Origin of the sequence: Mucilaginibacter sp. (genome assembly GCF_041660805.1) — a bacterium.
Taxonomy (GTDB): domain Bacteria; phylum Bacteroidota; class Bacteroidia; order Sphingobacteriales; family Sphingobacteriaceae; genus Mucilaginibacter.
The window spans coordinates 406,749-425,072 of sequence record NZ_JBAZVP010000001.1; the positions used below are offsets into that span (position 1 = coordinate 406,749).

General features: G+C 41.7%; 14 protein-coding genes. 2 read left to right on the plus strand and 12 right to left on the minus strand.

What is annotated here, in order from left to right:
• Positions 1-49 precede the first annotated feature (49 nt).
• Positions 50-3,007 carry a TonB-dependent receptor gene (locus WC743_RS01865; RefSeq protein WP_373010034.1) on the plus strand — a complete coding sequence of 986 codons (2,958 nt, stop codon included), beginning with the start codon at positions 50-52 and terminating at the stop codon, positions 3,005-3,007.
• Positions 3,008-3,126: 119 nt separating this feature from the next.
• Here the strand turns inward: WC743_RS01865 and WC743_RS01870 are convergent, their stop codons facing one another.
• Positions 3,127-4,173: a hypothetical protein gene (locus tag WC743_RS01870; RefSeq protein WP_373010035.1), complete on the minus strand. Its 1,047-nt coding sequence runs from the start codon at positions 4,171-4,173 to the stop codon at positions 3,127-3,129.
• A 63-nt stretch (positions 4,174-4,236) separates the two neighbouring features.
• Between WC743_RS01870 and WC743_RS01875 the strand changes: the two genes are divergently transcribed.
• Positions 4,237-4,821, plus strand: a complete 585-nt coding sequence (locus WC743_RS01875) for a hypothetical protein (protein ID WP_373010036.1) — start codon at positions 4,237-4,239, stop codon at positions 4,819-4,821.
• An 83-nt stretch (positions 4,822-4,904) separates the two neighbouring features.
• Here WC743_RS01875 and WC743_RS01880 read toward each other — a convergent pair whose 3' ends face one another.
• The 11 genes from WC743_RS01880 to WC743_RS01930 all read right to left on the minus strand — a co-directional run bounded on the left by WC743_RS01880 (position 4,905) and on the right by WC743_RS01930 (position 18,251).
• The gene (locus WC743_RS01880) at positions 4,905-6,155 is read right to left on the minus strand and encodes a sulfate adenylyltransferase subunit 1 (protein ID WP_373010037.1); all 1,251 of its coding nucleotides are present in this window, start codon (positions 6,153-6,155) and stop codon (positions 4,905-4,907) included.
• A gap of 115 nt (positions 6,156-6,270) precedes the next feature.
• Complete coding sequence (cysD, locus tag WC743_RS01885) at positions 6,271-7,176, minus strand: sulfate adenylyltransferase subunit CysD (protein WP_373010038.1); 906 nt, start codon at positions 7,174-7,176, stop codon at positions 6,271-6,273.
• Positions 7,173-7,892: a phosphoadenylyl-sulfate reductase gene (locus tag WC743_RS01890; RefSeq protein ID WP_373010039.1), complete on the minus strand. Its 720-nt coding sequence runs from the start codon at positions 7,890-7,892 to the stop codon at positions 7,173-7,175. The genes cysD and WC743_RS01890 overlap by 4 nt, the downstream gene beginning before the upstream one ends.
• Positions 7,892-9,400, minus strand: coding sequence for a TSUP family transporter (locus tag WC743_RS01895; RefSeq protein ID WP_373010040.1), 1,509 nt, complete (start codon positions 9,398-9,400; stop codon positions 7,892-7,894). The genes WC743_RS01890 and WC743_RS01895 overlap by 1 nt, the downstream gene beginning before the upstream one ends.
• Positions 9,378-10,169, minus strand: a complete 792-nt coding sequence (cobA, locus tag WC743_RS01900) for a uroporphyrinogen-III C-methyltransferase (protein WP_373010042.1) — start codon at positions 10,167-10,169, stop codon at positions 9,378-9,380. The genes WC743_RS01895 and cobA overlap by 23 nt, the downstream gene beginning before the upstream one ends.
• Positions 10,166-12,256 (minus strand): nitrite reductase, encoded by a 2,091-nt coding sequence (locus tag WC743_RS01905; RefSeq protein ID WP_373010043.1) that lies wholly within the window; start codon positions 12,254-12,256, stop codon positions 10,166-10,168. Before WC743_RS01905 ends, cobA begins: the two co-directional genes overlap by 4 nt.
• A 660-nt stretch (positions 12,257-12,916) precedes the next feature.
• Complete coding sequence (locus WC743_RS01910) at positions 12,917-14,311, minus strand: arginine decarboxylase (protein WP_373010044.1); 1,395 nt, start codon at positions 14,309-14,311, stop codon at positions 12,917-12,919.
• A gap of 629 nt (positions 14,312-14,940) precedes the next feature.
• A complete protein-coding gene (gene ctlX, locus WC743_RS01915) occupies positions 14,941-15,858 on the minus strand; it encodes a citrulline utilization hydrolase CtlX (protein ID WP_373010045.1) in 918 nt (305 codons plus the stop codon).
• A gap of 32 nt (positions 15,859-15,890) precedes the next feature.
• Entirely contained in the window at positions 15,891-16,097 is a 207-nt protein-coding gene (locus tag WC743_RS01920) for a helix-turn-helix domain-containing protein (RefSeq protein WP_373010046.1), read from the minus strand.
• Positions 16,097-16,714, minus strand: a complete 618-nt coding sequence (locus WC743_RS01925; protein ID WP_373010047.1) for a DUF2975 domain-containing protein — start codon at positions 16,712-16,714, stop codon at positions 16,097-16,099. Before WC743_RS01925 ends, WC743_RS01920 begins: the two co-directional genes overlap by 1 nt.
• Positions 16,715-16,805: 91 nt before the next feature.
• Complete coding sequence (locus WC743_RS01930) at positions 16,806-18,251, minus strand: arginine deiminase family protein (protein WP_373010048.1); 1,446 nt, start codon at positions 18,249-18,251, stop codon at positions 16,806-16,808.
• Between the last annotated feature and the right edge of the window lie 73 nt (positions 18,252-18,324).

Here is an 18,324-nt window from a genome sequence, read left to right on the forward strand (position 1 = left end):
GCAACAATTTAATAATTAGTTCTATTTAAATTTCTTTCACCCCCATTTCATGAAAATTTATAAAGTTTTTTTAAAGCTCATTATGCTTTTGTTAGTACTTGCCCCAACGGCAACCCTGGCGCAGCTTAATGGCAGTTATATTTTAAGCGGTAAAGTAAACGACGAGCATGGTTTTCCGCTTATAGGCACAACCGTAACCATAAAAGGTACAACCAATAGTACCGCGACAGACACTACAGGTAAATTTTCATTAACCACTAACGCCAAACTGCCTTTTACTTTGGTATTTAGCGCAGTAGGCTTTCAGCCGCAGGAGTTTTATATTAAAAATGCCAACAGCGCGGTAAATGTACAGCTTACATCACAATCGTTACTAATAAACGAGGTAGTAGTTACCGCATCCCGAAGGGAAGAGAAGCTGCTGAAATCGCCGGTTGCTATAGAAAAGTTGAGCATTAACGCATTGAAGCAATCTCCTGGCCCAAGTTTTTATGATGCGCTGGAGAACGTGAAAGGCGTACAGATGACCACTACCAGTATTACCCTTAAAGTGCCTAACACACGGGGTTTTAACAGCCCTAACAACTTCAGGTTTATGCAGCTGGCAGATGGGGTAGATATGCAGTCGGCCACTTTAGGTGTGCCGCTGGGTAATGCTATAGGCCCAACCGAACTGGATATTGCCAGTATTGAGATAACACCCGGAGCGGCAGCAGCCCTGTATGGTACTAACGCGATTAACGGTTTATCAAACTTGTTCACTAAAGACCCCTTCAGATACCAGGGTTTAAGTGTTTACCACCGTACTGGGATTAACCATGTAGATGGCATAGGAGTTAGCCCAAGCGCGCTAACCGAAACTGCTGTAAGATATGCTAAGGCGTTTAATAATAAGTTTGCCTTTAAAATTAATGCCAGCTATCTGGAAGGTAAAGACTGGCAGTCAAACACCCGTTTAGATCAGAACCCTACTAACCTGAAAACCGCTAACCCTGCTTATCCGGAGTTAACAGGAACCAGTAACGCGGCTTATGACGGCTGGAACAAATATGGCGATGATGCCCTGGCCGGTAGTAATACGGTATCAATTAAAGGAATTGTGGTTGATGGTGTGGCAAGGCCTAATTTAACCGTTGCCCGTACGGGTTATAACGAGGTTGATTTGGTTGACCCTAAAGTAACCAACTTAAAGCTGGATGGTACGCTGGCTTATAAATTTACGCCAAATACTACCTTATCCTATACATACCGGTACGGTAAAATGGATGGTGTTTTTCAGCGCGGAAACAAGATCTCGCTAAACGGTGCAACGGTGCAAAATCATAAAGTGGAACTGAAGGGTAAAGATTTCCTGATCCGCGGGTATGAGTCGATTGAAAATACCGGCAACTCATTTAATGTGAAGCCATTGGCCGATAACCTTGACCTGAACCATGCCAGCAATTCAGCCTGGGGAACTACTTATAAAAACGCGCTTACGGCTTATGCCACAGCCAACGGCGGTTTAACATCGGCTAATCTGGCAGCTGCTAATAATGCTGCACGTACCGCTGCAGATGCCGGCAGGGTAGAACCCGGCACACCCGCATTTGATGCGCTAAGAAGTACGATCATCGGTATCAACAACTGGGATATCAAATCAAGTTTGATACCTAACGCGCCCGTTACTGGGGGCGCAGCGTTAGTGCAAAAAAGCCATTTATTTAATGGCGAAGCACAGTGGGACCTCACCAGCAAGGTTAAGGTGGTTGACCTGCTGGTGGGCGCCGATGTACGTGTTTATGAGGTTATCCCGGATGGTAATAATTTTGTTGATTTTAGCCGCTCAATAGCCGACAGGAATACCCCTTTGGCTGATGGCAGCTTCGGCGAAAACGTTATCTACAAAAAATATGGCGCCTTTACCCAGGTAACTAAAACATTCTTTGACGAAAAGTTAAAATTATTTGGATCGGTACGGTGGGATTACAACCCTTATTTTGATCCTAAGTTTACGCCACGTTTGGCAGCGGTTTATTCGCCTACGCAAAACCACAATTTTAGGTTCACGTTCCAAAACGGCTATCGTTTCCCGTCGCTGTTTGAGGCATTATCTTATGTGAACAACGGCCGCGTTAAACGTGTAGGCAGTTTAGATTTTATTAATAATGGTTTAGGATATTTGGATAATAGCTATACCCAGCAGTCGGTTACAGCGTTTAACAACGCTGTAAAAGCACAATCTACAACCGGCGATGATGCCACAGCCTTAGCCAACAGAAGCTTGCTAAAGGTAGCTGACCTGCCTAAAGCACGCCCGGAGCAAATTACTTCATTTGAGGTAGGCTATAAGGGGATTTTCTTTGACAATAAAATATTTTTGGATGTAGACGCCTATGCTAACCGTTACAATGGCTTTTTAGGACAGGTGCAGGTGTTTGTGCCTAACGGAACAACAGTTGGTACAGACGCTGCCGTTTTAAGCATGCTTGACATTAACCGCGACCCAACAACGGCTACATCAACTAATGTCGCCAGTGCCGGGCAAAGCCGTTATCGTGTGTATACCAATGCCAAAAATATTTATAACAACTACGGTTCATCGGCCGGGTTAACGTATAATTTTTATAAACGATATACCGTATCAGGTAACGTAAGCTTCAATAAACTGAAAGCACAGCAAACCTCAGATATTTTCGTGACCGGCTTTAATACGCCTGAATGGTCGGGTAACTTCTCCTTCGGGAACCGCGAGGTGGTAAAGAACTTTGGTTTTAACATTGTTTACAAATGGCAGCAATCTTACCTGTGGGAAAGCCCGCTGGTAACCGGGACAGTTGATGCCATCCACACTGTTGACGCCCAGGTTACTTACCGCGTGCCGGTATATTATGCAACGTTCAAGATTGGGGCATCAAATATTTTTAATAACCGGTTTATCCAATACGCCGGCGGGCCTACAATTGGTGGCTTGTACTATGCATCTGTCACGCTTGATGGATTGCTAAGCGGCAAAAAGCAGGATTAGGTTTGGAGAGCCGGGAGGTAAGGATCAAGAGTCAAGAAGCTTCTGGCTTATTTATAAAGATCGTCTATAGGTGATTTAGTTTTTAAAAAAGCGGGCGGGCGAGCTGCCCGCTTTTTTTATTACCAGCTATCTGGGTTATAGGTGCTTGCCTTTTTTACCTCAATAATTTCTTTTAATTTGATGAGTGTTCCGTTCCTGTGGTCTATCTTCATTTCAAAGGTAGCATCATCTCCGCCGTTCGTAATTAATGCGCCTAAGATGCCAAACATTGCGCTGGCGGCAATTACAGTGCCCGTGTTAGCAGATACTTTTGCCTGGCCTGTGAAAAGAAATTCGTTGTTTTCTTTTTTGAGGGGGTAAAAGCCATATTGAGTAACAATGTAGGGGGAGCCTTTATATACAACCGCGTATGTTTTATTCAGCTTTACATCTTTAAGCTTTCCTTTTTCGTTTAAAGCTTTAACGTTGCCGGGGTATAGGTATGGATTGGTGACAATGATTTCCTGATCAGGAGTTTGATTTTTAAATGAGTTATAGCTTAGGTATAAGCCATCTACGTAAGTTGTTGTATTATAAACTTTGATAGAAAGTTTTTCTATGCTGTCGATGTGAAGTAAATCACTATAACTCAAAGCGATTTTGCCAGTTGGCTGCTTCAATAAATGATCTTGAATGAATCCTGTTAACGTATCGCTGCCGGTTCTTAAAAGTGCATTTGTAACGTCAATTGATGAACGCAAATGAAACAGCGTATCAATTGAGCCTATTAGTTGATATTGATCCTGCTTTTGGGTGTACAGATCTGCCTGAAAAGCGCAATAGCCACTTTCTGACATGCCGGCTGTCAGTTCAGCAAAACTGAATTGCCTTAAATGTAAAAGCATTTCGCCGTTGGCGGCATTCGTATCTATCAATGAACTGAAAATATTCGATACTTCTTTAGCTAAGGACTGTTTGGTAACTACTTTTGCTTTACGGTTTAATACCCCGGTTTGTACAAAGCCCAGGCTGGTATCGGCACGCGAATCCAGCAGTTTAATTGAGTTGTACAGACTGTTTTTTACTTTTGTTTTGGAGAGCCTGGTTTCAAAAAAGACTTTATGCTGTGCAGAAACACCTATAGAACAGAACAATAGCAGCAAGCAAACAACCGTGATTTTAGACATGTGATGGTTAAGTTGATGCTAAGTTAAAACTTTTGGTCTATCTTTAAATGCTTAAATTATATCATGTTTAAAAGCAAACTGCTTCTGGTTTCAATATTGCTTTTCTTAACAATTAATACCCTATATTTTTGGGAAGGGATACTCGGTTTTTTCGCGATGATACTACCTATTGTGCTTGCAATAACGTTTCTGATACTCACCATAAAAGTATTTTATCAGCTTTATCTTATTGTAAAAAATAGGTTTGAGGAAAAAGGCAGGATTTATAAAACAGTAATTGTAATACTACTTTTAACATTAATAACCTTGCGGCCTTATGGAATTATCAATTATTCAGCGTTTGAAGGTGAAAATCTGTTGGTTGCAGAAAGGGAAGGGAGTGCAAATTGTATGACAACGCTTATGTTAAAAGAGAATCACAAATTTAAAATGAGAAGTGTCTGTTTTGGTATTGATGAAGAAGTCGGTACATACTCCATTAAAAACGATACCATAAAACTCAACTATTCAACTTTCACAAAAAGGGATAAAAACCAGAGATTTGGAATTATCAAGGCAGCTGGAAAAAGTATTTATTTATACAGATCACTTAATGACACAATACCAATGCCTTTATATATAAATAAGAATGAATTAAAGTTACCTTAAAAACAAAAACCCTGCACGATTTGCACTTCGCACAGGGTTGGCTTCATATAAATGAAGCATGTAATTGATTAAACTATTCTAATTTACTCTACCGAATTTCTCAGCATCAATGCTCCAACCGTTACATTGGTACGGCTATCAATAATTATAGCACCCCCATTGGCTTTATTTATCTGGTAAGGGTCAAAGGCTAAAGGCTCGGCGGTTTTGATGATAATGCGACCAATGTCGTTCAGCTTAAAATCTTCCGCGTAATCTTTTTCCAGGGTATTGATATTTACTTTGTAAACAATCTCTTGCACCTTGCAACGTACGGTTTTAGTATTGTGTTGCACCAGGTAAGTAAGTGAGGTATCCAGCGCACGGGTATCCATCCAGCACAGATCGGCTTCTATTGCTTTTGACACCTGCGGGTGCCCGGCACTGTTTACAATAATATCACCACGGCTAATATCTATATTATCCTGCAGGTGTACCGTTACAGACATACCTGCTAAAGCTTCCTCGGGCTGTTTATCAAACAACTCTATTTTTGAAATGGTTGAGTTAAAGCCTGAAGGCAGCACAGTTACCTTGTCGTTAACCCGGAATGATCCGCTTGATACACGGCCCGCATAGCCACGATAATCGTGCAGGGCGTCTGTTTGGGGCCGTACCACCCATTGTACAGGTAGCCTAGCCCGTGCAGATGAATCATCTATCGTTATTTCTACATTTTCCAGGTGATGCAGCAAGCTGTCGCCGCTGTACCAGCTGATGTTTGATGATGCGTGAACAATGTTATCGCCCTTAAGCGCGCTTACGGGGATGTATGTTACATTATCCAGATTAACCTTTGCCGCTAATATTTTATAATCAGCAACTATCCGGTTAAAAACTTCTTCGCTGTAATCAACCATATCCATCTTATTTATAGCTACAACAACCTGCGGTATCTGTAATAACGAAACTAAAAAGGAATGGCGGGTGGTTTGTTCAACCACACCTTTACGGGCATCTATCAGGATAATAGCTAAGCCCGCGTTACTTGCACCTGTAACCATATTGCGGGTATACTGGATATGGCCGGGGGCATCCGCTATAATGAACTTACGTTTATTGGTCTCAAAATATTTATAAGCCACATCAATGGTAATGCCCTGTTCGCGTTCGGCTTTAAGGCCGTCGGTTAAAATGGCAAGGTCAATACTGCCGTCGTCATTTTTACGGTTCGATGCATGCAGTGCCTCCAACTGATCAGCCAGGATTGCTTCACTGTCATATAGCAACCGGCCTATTAATGTGCTTTTACCGTCATCAACACTGCCTGCGGTAATAAATTTTAGTATATCCATTTTCTTTATTTCGGATTTCGAATTTTGTTAATGCTGGCGGTGAGGACACCGCCAGTCGGTAGAGATGATCATTTCTTTTTAAGTCCTCTCCTTTGGAGAGGATTTAGGTGAGGCTTTAAAAATAACCGCCTTTTTTTCTGTCTTCCATAGCAGCTTCACTTACTTTATCATCCATACGGGCACCGCGCTCGCTAATTTTTGAGGAAGCTATTTCATTTATTATATCATCAATCTCAAACGCGTATGATTCCACTGCCGCGGTACAGGTCATATCACCAACGGTACGGAAACGCACATTCTTGTTCTCGATCACATCATCCTCATCCATATTTAAAAATGGTGAAGCAGCCATTAGCTGGCCGTTACGGGTAATACAATCGCGCTGATGCGCAAAATAGATAGTTGGCAACGCAATATTTTCCCTGCGGATATAGTTCCAAACATCAAGTTCTGTCCAGTTACTTATCGGAAACACACGTACGTTTTCACCTTTATGAATTTTTCCGTTGTAAATGTCCCATAGCTCGGGGCGCTGGCGTTTGGGGTCCCACTGGCCAAATTCATCACGTACCGAAAAGATACGCTCTTTGGCACGGGCTTTTTCTTCATCGCGGCGGGCACCACCTATACAGGCATCAAACCGGTGTTTGGCAATAGTATCAAGCAGGGTAACGGTTTGTAGTGCATTTCTGCTGGCATTCTTGCCTTTTTGCTCTATTACTTTTCCTTCGTCAATGCTTTCCTGCACGTGACCAATAATCAGTTTTTCGCCAATGCGGGCAATCATCTCATCACGGTAAGTGATGGTTTCTTCAAAGTTATGACCGGTATCAATATGCACCAGCGGAAAAGGGAACTTACCCGGGCGAAAGGCTTTTAATGCCAAATGCACCAGTGTAATAGAATCTTTGCCACCAGAAAATAACAGCGCAGGTTTTTCAAACTGCCCCGCTACTTCGCGCAGAATATAAATGGCCTCTGCCTCTAATTCGTCCAGGTAATCTAACCGGTATTTGCTCATTCTTTTAAATCATTTAGTTCAGTTGCATGCAGTCCGCATTCTTTTTTGGATTGGTCTTCCCACCACCAGCGCCCGGCCCTGAAATCTTCGCCGGGTTGTACCGCCCTTGTGCAGGGCAGGCAGCCTATGCTGGGGAAACCTTTGTCATGCAATGTATTGTACGGTATATTATATTGTTTTATGTATGCTTTAACCTCGTCTAAAGTCCAGCTAAAAATAGGGTGGACCTTAATAAGCTTGTTGCCTTCGTCCCACTCCACGTCGCTCATTTCTTCGCGGTTAGGTGATTGCTCCGCACGGATGCCGGTTATCCAGCATTTGTTGCCCGCTAAAGCCCGGCGCAATGGCTCTATCTTACGGATGCCGCAGCATTCTTTACGATTCTCTACTGATTCATAAAAACTGTTAGGGCCTTTGGCATTCACCATTTCTTCTAACAGGTGATGAACAGGGTAATAGGCGTGTACCGGCTTGCCATAGATCTCCATGGTGCGGTTCCAAACGTAATAAGTTTCAGGAAACAGCCTTCCGGTTTCCAGCGTAAAAACCTTTATGGGGATATCATTGGCAAATATCATGTGCGTGATCACCTGGTCTTCCCAGCCAAAGCTGGTAGAAAATACGATCTCGCCGGGAAATTGCTCTGCCAGTGCCCGTAAAACGGCAACAGGGTCTTTTCCCTCAATTAATTGCGATATGTATGTAGTCTCTGCCACTATATTACTTTAATTATAAAATTCGCAATGCTGCGCAAACTAATGATAATAACGATAACCGCTACTGAGAACATAATTGCTTTAGCAGATATTTTGTTGGAAATGCGTGCCGCTACCGGCGATGCTAACGCACTACCAATTATAAGCCCGGCTACTGACTCCCAATGTGCCCCATTTAACATGGTAATAAAGGTAAGCGAGCTCATAAGCGCTATAAAAAAGCGCGATAGCTTTACAGTACCCAATGAGAACCTGGGATGACGCCCGCCTGCTATCAGCGTAGAAAGAACGATAGAACCCCAGCCGCCGCCGCCAACGGCATCAATAAAGCCACCGCCTAAACCCAAAAGAGGGATATTTTTAATTTTAGCAGATGTTCTTTTACGGTTAAGGTTAATTGCTTTTAACAATATAACCGACCCCAGGATAAGTGTGTATAATGATACAACAGGCTTGGTGTACTGGCTGTAATGTTCTAAAGAGGATAACAAATAAGCGCCTGTAACCGCGCCAATAATTCCGGGGATTAATAATAGTTTAAACAGTTTCCAGTTTACATTGCCCATTCGGTAATGCATCCAGCCGGCAATACCGTTACTCAATATCTCTGACAAATGCACGCCCATGCTTGCAGAAGCAGGTGGTATCCCCATTGATAAGGAGAATGTTGTTGAAGTAACCCCGTATGACATGCCTATGGCGCCATCTATGAGCGCGAAAACAAAGCCGGCTACCAGAAAGTAATAGAAAAATGGATTAATACCTTCTACGTACGTCCTGAAAACGGGCTCTTTTAGCCATAAAGCCGTTAACGTAATACCTAAAAAAACAATGAACGTTCCCCAAACAAGCAGCATTAATTTTTTATTGCTCGGTGGTTTTTGCCTGCCTACCAATACTGCCGTTACGCGGTTAAGTTCTTTAACCTTATGCGTAAAATCGCCCGATAGCTTATTACGGATATCACTCATCTGCTGCAGCGAAATATCCAGTTCGGCTGGCAGCGCTTCATTTAAAACTTCTTTAAGCCGTTTAGCTATAGTTGGCGATTTACCATTGGTAGATATGCCAATTTTAAGATCGCCTTTTTGTACAATAGAACCCAGGTAAAAATCGCATAGGTCGGGTTTATCAGCCACGTTAATAAGCAGCTTTCTGTCATGTGCCGATTGCCTGATGTAGCTGTTTAGCTCACTATCGTTAGTTGCCGCGATAACAATATCGGCGCCATCAAGATCAGTATCAACAAAAGGTTTTTGGATGATATTGAGCTGAAGGAAATCTGCCGCCAGAACATGTATCTCAGGCAAAAAAGTTTTAGAAATAACAGTAACAGCCGCTGCCGGGCTATTTTGCAACAGGGCGGTCAGCTTTTCTAAGCCAACATTCCCGCCGCCAACAAGCACGGTATGCAGATTATCCAGCTTTAAAAATACGGGGAACAATTGATTGCCCTGTGCCTTTTCCGGCTGAAGATCGGTTATCTTATTCTTGGGCAACAATGTCATAAAATTCCCTGATAGGCTGAAATTTAGGATGAAGTGAAACCACTTCGCCAAAAACAATTAAAGCAGGCGAGCTGATGCCGTTTTCTTCGGCCACTTCGGCAATAGTATCAACCACGCCAACCACTACTTTTTCATTAGCGGTAGATCCGCTTTGTATTACGGCAACAGGTAACCTGTTCTTGCCTTCATTTTTAAATATCTCTGCAATTTCGGCTAGTTTGTGTATACCCATCAGCACCACAACAGTTGCTTTTGTTTTAGCTGCCTGGTAAACATCGGCAGATACCTTACCATCACTGGTTGTGCCTGTTACTACCCAAAAGCTTTCGCTAAGGCCGCGGTGGGTAACCGGTATCCCCTGTAAGCCCGGTACACCAATTGAACTTGATATACCCGGGATAACCTGTGCCGGGATGCTGTAATCTGCCGCGTGGTCCAGCTCCTCGTATCCACGGCCAAACACAAACGGATCGCCGCCTTTTAGCCTTACTACGTGGCCATAATTAAGGGCGTAATCAATCATTAACTTGTTAATGTTTTCCTGCGAAAACGAATGATCGCCTGAGCGTTTGCCTACATATACCTTGGTAGCATGTGCAGGAGCAAATTCAAGTAGTTCTTCATTAACCAAAGCATCGTACAACACCACATCGGCAGTTTGCAAAGCTTTTATACCTTTTATGGTGATGAGTTCCGCATCACCGGGCCCTGCGCCAACAAGGGTTATGCGCGGTTCTTTAACTGAAGTTTTTATTTGCGTTTGTATCATGATAACACTGCCTCCCTTTTATCTTTAACCAATTGTAGAAAATCCGTAGCTTGTTGTAAGTAGGCTGTAGCAAATTCTTCTGATGGTTCGTTCTTGTTTATTTGTAATACCAGGTCGCTAAAAGTACCATCAATGGCAACCTCACCTGTTGAAGTATAATAAGTATCAAACTCGCGGATAATGCCCGCTTGTGTGCTGCTGTTAACGCTTTTATCAAGCAATAAAGCTTTGGCACCGCTAATCATGGTATTGTATGAATGATAGATAGCATCGGCCCATAAACCTTTGGCATAAGCGCCTTTGGCCCAGTCAAGTTTCTCGTCGCTTTCATATAGCAGGGTTGCTACCAGGTCAATTACCACCCCGGCACACTCGCCAACACCTATCGCTGTAGCAAATGTTTCCTGATGGCCCCAGTCTACAAATTCGTCTTCGGTTAATGTGCTTAAGTCTGCTAATGGCTTTAATAACTGGTAAAAATAATCCTTGCCTTTGCTATCATAATAAGCATGGAAAGTTTCGCCACCAACAGAATTGGCTTTATAATTATCTAACACAGCCCTTAATACATGCGTAGCACGCTTAGCGGGTACTTTAATTACCTTTTCTGCTGCACGGCCAACGCCATTGCCTACAGTGCCACCGCCTAACAGTACTTGTACAGACGGTAAAACCTTTAAACCTGATTTTAATGAGCTGCCATGAAAACCAATATGTGCTAAACCATGCTGGCCGCAACTATTCATACAACCGCTAATCTTGATCTTGATATCGCGGTTATAAATAAGGTCTTCATATTCGTTAAAGATCACATCTTCCAGCACTTTAGATAAGGTCATGCTGTTAGAGATGCCCAGGTTACAGGTATCTGTACCGGGGCAGGTAGTAACATCGGCAACGCTGTCAAAGCCCGGAGCTGCCAGATCTAAAGCCTGCAGGGCTTCATATAAACCGGGCAACGCTTCCTTGCGCACAAATTTTAATAATAACCCCTGGTTTTGAGTAACACGGACCTCATCGCTTACAAAAGGCTTAATAGCATCAACTAACGCACGCGCGGTGTTTGATGAGATATCGCCAACGGTTACTTTTACATACACACCATAAAAGCCGGCTTGCTTTTGTTCAAAAACGTTGGTTAAACGCCATTGCTCGTATCGCAATGGGTTACTTAATTCCACATCGGGGTACACCTGTTCTGCAGGTAAAGCAGGTTCAGGAATGGCATCCCGGTTAATAGGGTAAGTTTTTACTTTTAAAGCTATACGTTCCTCTTTTGCCAATCGTAATACTTCATCCAATCCAATTTTTTGGATCAGGTATTTCATACGGGCTTTGTTCCGGTTGTTGCGTTCGCCGTAACGGTCAAATACACGTATTATGGTTTCTATATAAGGTATCAGCTCATCTTCCGGCAGAAAATCTTCTACAGCGCTTGCCAGTAAAGGCTGGGCGCCAAGTCCGCCTCCTAATAAAACCTTGAAACCACGTTCGCCATTTTCTTTGAGCTTAGGTATCAGGCCCACGTCATGGACGTAAGAAAATGCGGTATCGGCATCACTTGATGAAAAAGATATTTTGAATTTGCGGCCCATTTCCTGGCAGATAGGGTTGCGTAAAAAATATTCAAACGTTGCCTGCGCGTAAGGCGATACATCAAACGGTTCCTGCGGGTCAATACCCGAGGTAGGGGAAGAGGTTACATTTCTTACTGTGTTACCGCATGCTTCGCGCAAGGTTATATCATCACGCTCCAAATCGGCCCATAATTGCGGGGTACGATCAAGGCTCACATAATGGATCTGAATATCCTGGCGGGTAGTTAAGTGCAGGTTACCGCTGCCGTATTCGTCGGCTATGTCGGCTATTTTTAAGATCTGCTTAAACGTAACCTTGCCAAACGGTAATTTAATACGCACCATTTGCACGCCGGGCTGCCTTTGGCCATAAACGCCACGTGCCAGACGCAGGCTCCGGAATTTTTCGTCATGTATTTTACCCTCTCGAAACGCCCTTATCTTTCTCTCCAGGTCAATAATGTCCTGTTCAACTATCGGGTTCTCCAGTTCGGTCCTGAAGCTTTGCATATTGGTATCGTATTAAAATTGTTTTATAAAAAAGCCCCTTCGCTGTGGCTGAAGAGGCATATATATTCGTATACACATACTTACAACCACGATCTTTCACTGTGCATACAGCAATAAATCATCATATTATTATATGTAAAAGTTGTGTGTCTCATTTGTATCTCCCAAATATATACATAGTATAGGGAATTAGTAGAATTTATTTGAAAATAATAAAGTTGTGACAGTAATTTGATCTTTTTAACAATCGCACTATCAAATATAAATGTTTAATTAAATTAAAACAGGCCTTCGGCGTTCTTTCTTTGTATCATTTATGTTAATTAACATTAAACAAAAAAGCACCGCTGTAAAGCGATGCTTACCACCATGTCATTGCGAGTTTTAAAATCCGAGGCATCTGAAGGGTAAATGACATTTGCTGGGGTTATCCTGAGCTTGTCGAAGGATGTGTGCAAAGGCCCCGCCCGCTATGGTTCGACAAGCTCACCATGACCCATTCCTTAAGTTTGTTGTCCTGAACGATAGCGTGGGAATCTCGTCGTATGCTAAGCGGTAATGCAATGGCTACGAGATTGCTTCGTCGCTGCGCTTCTCGCAATGACATAAGAAAAAAGCACCGCTTTACGGCGGTGCTTTTATACTATTTAGTTAATGAGTTTACGTGGTATAACCCAGTATTTTCAATACCTGTTTACTGTTTTGTTCCTCACCAAAAACTTCAAAGTTGAAGGTTTCATCCCTGTTCCTGCGGATGATGACATGCTTTGGTGATGGCAGCAGGCAATGGTGGATACCCCCATAACCACTCAATACTTCCTGATAGGCGCCTGTATTAAAGAAACCCAGATACTGTACCTTACGGGTTTTTGGCATAAACACACTGTTCATATGTGCTTCCTGGTTGTAGTAATCCTGGCCATCACAGGTAATGCCTCCTAAGTTAACACGCTCGTATTCGCTATCCCAGTTATTAACAGGCAGTAATACATATTTTTGGTTTAGCGCCCAAACATCGGGCAGGTTGGTAATGAATGATCCATCAAGCATCAGCCATCTTTCGCGGTCGTTTTGTTGCTTGCGGCCTAATACTTTATATAATATACCAGATGCCTCCGCAACGGTATATTTACCAAATTCGGTAATAATATCCGGTTCCATGGTATCGTTTTCAGCACAGATCTCTTTTATACGGCTCACAATTTCGTTGATCATGTACTCATAATCAAAATCAAAAACCAGTGAATCTTTAAAAGGCATACCTCCGCCAATATCCAAAGTATCCAAATGCGGATTGATCTTTTTGAATTTGCAGTATAGCGTTACATATTTTTCCAGCTCGTTCCAGTAATACGGCGTATCAGAGATACCCGAGTTGATAAAGAAATGCAGCAGCTTAACCTGGAAGTTAGGATTCTTTTCAATTTTATTATGATAAAAATCTATGATATCTTCCATACGTACACCTAAACGCGAGGTATAGAACTGCGAATCGGGCTGCTCTTCAGCAGCTATCCGGATGCCAAGGTTACATGGGGTATCCATTTCTACCTCATCATCGTACAGGTTAAATTCTTCTTTATTATCCAGTACCGGAATGATGTTTTTAAATCCATCATGCAGCATATCAATAATATAAGTTTTGTACTGGAAGGTTTTAAAACCATTGCAGATAACCGTAATGTCTTTATTTACGGCACCTTTTTTCTCCAGTGCATCAATCATGGGCATATCAAAGGCCGACGACGTTTCCAGGTGGATCTCGTTCTTCAGCGCCTCTTCAACAATGTGCCTGAAATGCGAGCTTTTGGTGCAATAGCAATACTTATAACTGCCACGGTAATTGTTTTTGACAATTGCCTGTTGAAATAACAGCTTTGCCTGCTGAATCTTTTTAGATATCATGGGCAGATAAGTGAAGCGCAGGGGTGTGCCATACGTTTCTATCATCTCCATTAAATTAAGGTCCTGAAAGTATAGTTCATCGTCGATGATCTCAAAACCATCTTGTGGAAAACCTACACTTAGATCAAGAAATTCCTGGTAACTCTGCATTTATTAAAATTTTGGCAAAAATGTAATTTTTAAACGGATTATTTGTCAAAATGTTGATGCTAATTTATAGTTGGATTGTAATTGTTTTGTGAGGGAGGAAATAAAGCGGTTGTACCAAATCGGATAATTTCTAATTTATTCTACAAAGCTTTTACCCTGATGGAGTGAAATTCCTGAAATTAATGACATTAGGCGAGGGCCACATGCTGTATCCATTTTTATTCTTTAACACTGATGCTTAACATGATTGAGTTTGGGTTGACCAGTAACAACCAAAAAGGGTATTTTTTTATAAGAAAAATAAAAAATTTATTAAAAGAGATTAAACCTTTCACGATATTATTGGTTTAATATATGTAAAGAGCAGGGGTGCTTTTTATTAATAGTTTAGGGCCTTCGGTTTAATGCTGAAGGCTCTTTTTTTATTTAAAAATTTAATCTTTTTTTAGTTTAAAATTTAAATTAATACAACAATTTACACCGATCGCCGTATATATGGTTACTATTAATAATACCCCCTGTTTAAGCCCCGGACATAATTGCCGGGGTTTATCAGTTATGAAATTGGATTAAAAGTCTGAATTTAAGGCGTTTACTTTGGGGGGGGGTAGCCGGTGTTGTTATTTAAACTATACTACCGGTAAATGCACTTCGGCCATCATACACCGGGCGCTTCCGCCGCCGTTTGTTTCAATGGTGTTAATATCGGCATAAATTAATTTCCCATATTTCTCTAAAGCAGCCTTCTGTTCACCAGTTAAAGATGCATAGGCGGTTCGCGACATTACTATTAAAGTTTCGCCAGCTGTATTTTGCACTTCCAGCATATTCCCGGCAAATTGGTTCATCTGGTCAAACGTGATATTGATAATCTCTTTGCCTGTTTCTTTCAGCGATGCTATAACTATTTCTTTTTCATGCGCATTGGTGATGCTATCCAGGCATATCACCGTAAATTTACTACCAATGGCCATAAGCACATTGGTATGGTAAATAGCTTGCCCATGTTGGTCATAAGCGTTAAAGGTTACTGCATTATAGCCGGTATAGTCGCAAAAAGCCTTTAGCACTTCGGCGTTTGTACGCGGCGAGAGGCAGGCATAAGCTATTTTATTTCCCCGGTCTAAAACCATACTGCCCGTGCCTTCTAAAAACTGGTTTTTTATTTCAAACCTGCTGAGGTCTATGACATGGTTGGCTTTAAAGTTTTCTTCCAGTTGCCTTATAATGTCTTCCCGGCGTTCCAGCCGGCGGTTATCGGCCTGCATAGGATAGAGGAATATATCACCATTATCATGAAACGATACCCAGTTGTTAGGGAAGATGGAATCTGGCGTGTGCGGTTCAATAGTATCGTCAACAACGGTAACATTTACACCGTTGCTTTTTAAGATAGCAACAAAACCGTCAAATTCCTGCTGCGCTTTTTGCTGCACCAATTGCTGATCGGCATCCCTGTTCTGGAATGCATTACTTTGGGCTGTTTGTACATTAAACCCAAACGCTACCGGGCGTATCATTAATATATTTTTGGTTGACTGGTTCATTTGTTAACAATGTTACTTCATTTGCAAATTAATCAATCTGCTTTGTAGTCTAAAATATCGCCGGGTTTGCAATTCAATTCGCGGCAAATTGCCTGCAGGGTATCAAAACGTACACCCTTTACTTTGCCTGTTTTAAGTAATGACAGGTTGGTCATGCTGATACCCAGGCGTTCGGCAAGCTCTTTTAATGAAATCTTATTCTTCGCCATTTCTACATCAAGGTTTACTATAATACCCATTATACAAACTCTCCGTTCTCTTTTTGAAGTTCAAACCCATACTTAAATATATCGGCCATAATATAAATTACTGCACCTAAAATTAATCCCGTAAAACTTTCTGTCCACACTAAATTCATCAAATTAAAATCTTTTACATGTTCTTTCAACGTTATAGCAGTACTTATTCCAAGCAAAATATGAAGTGGCGTAAGCAATACAAAACATAACGCCGTAATATGGAGACGCCGTATATTATCATATTTAAAAGGGGCGCGTTCCTGTATACTATCAAAAAATTTACGCAGCTGGTAAATAATGGTCATTGCCAAAACTTCTAATGATATCAGAAAAAAATAAGCCGCGGCAATATATCCGGGGCTTTTTCTCAAATCCATTTTAAGAGTACCCTGATCGCGCTGTATAACAATATTATAGGCGTTAGGTGTTAACGATTCCAGCTTTACAACGTTCGGCTTTTGGGAATACTTAACAGGGTTGCTAAATTCAACAGAATCGCTTGTAATGAATTTAAAGGTTAACATTGAAAATGCAATAACAATTAATACAATGTTAATGTACCACACTACAGTTAGCAAAATCCTGATGGTTTTTAAAAGCCATGATATAGTTTTCATATTTATATTTTTTACTGATACAAATATATCAACTACATTATTAAAACAAAAATTATTTTATGTAAAACATAAAATAATTTTTGTTTTGTGGTTATGGTACGTTGTTTCTTTGAAGTGGCATACTCATACAATGGAAACCGCCACGTGCACGTGAAAGCTCTGCGGATGGCATTAGTATCAGTGTATCTTTCATGGTTTGCGGGTTCAGTTCATTGCTTTCAAATTTAGGCAGCAGGTCTGTTACATGGATAACATCGAAACCATTTTGCCTGAAAGCTTCAACGGTTTTATCGTTACGGTCATATCCTAAAACTATGCCATCTTTTAAGGCCAGCAGGTTACAGGAGTCTGTCCATTGCTCACGGGCATCAAACGGGAATTCGTTATTGCCCGAGTAAATAAATTTTGTAGGTTCGTTACTTTTAAGATCGTTCCGGCTAATGTCATCCAGCAAATCTTCCAGGCAACTAAATACCTGTGGCTTTTTACCTTTCTCAAACTGTACTATTTCTGGTTTGTCTTTATTTTTTTTATCGGCAAACCAGGCAATTGGCTCTTCCTGGGCCTGCTCGCTTTCGGCAATTGCCAATGAGCGCAACAGTATCCAGGTATTTCGTTTTACCTGTGTAAAAACAGTATCAATGTGCATGTAATCGCGCTTATGAGGAATTTTTACAATACTCACCTTGTTCACCACATTGTTTTCGAACAGCAATTTAATAGCCTCATTGGCTCCGCTTACCGAGGTGCGCTCGCTGCAGCCTATAATTAAATGCTGCGGACTAATCATCATTACATCGCCGCCTTCTAAAGTGGTTTTCTCTTCCTGTTCTTCGCCCGGCCTTAAAAAGTGTTGCACAGTTTCAGGGATCTCCAGAATATTATCACGGTAAGCTTCAAATAGCGGGTGATTAAAAAATATGTAGCGTACTAATAAAGTTTCACGTGCCCGGGCCTTTTTTGCAGGCTTGTTCAACAGCATATGATTGTTTATGGCTATGCCAATATCCCGGGAGAATATCATGTTTGGGATGGGGGCAAATATCATGGTATCATCATTCAATGAGCCGGATATAAATATTTTGGCCAGCTCAACCGGGTCGGTCTCTATCAGCTGCAGTTGCAGGCGATAAGTACAACTTTCAATAGCGCAAACAGCGGCAACCAGTTTTTTGCGAATGTCTTTTTGCTGCAAAATGTCACTTAACAGGCTTTGGATCTCAATTACTTTACCCGAGTTATGGAAACCCGCATTATCAGGTTTAAAAAAATCACGGTCGCTTTCCGGCGAATCTATTTCACTAAGCCTGCCCTTTATTTTATCCGGGTCAAGAAAGTACATTAATAGTTTTACGTAGTAGTCGTACTCCTTGCGGCGCATAGTATCCAGGTGTACAATGTCTTCAAAAAGCCAGTCTTGTGCTTTAGAGGGTACAACTTTTCCTAACCCGCTATCCGGACTGTGTATGAGCAGCACACGCAGATCGCCAATCTCTGACGTTACATCCAGTTTAAAATCGTCATTATTTAGTATCATAAAAGGTGGTAAGAGAGAACAAATCTATTGTTTTTAGTTGGAAGATTATGTAATGACCACAAAGGACACTGAG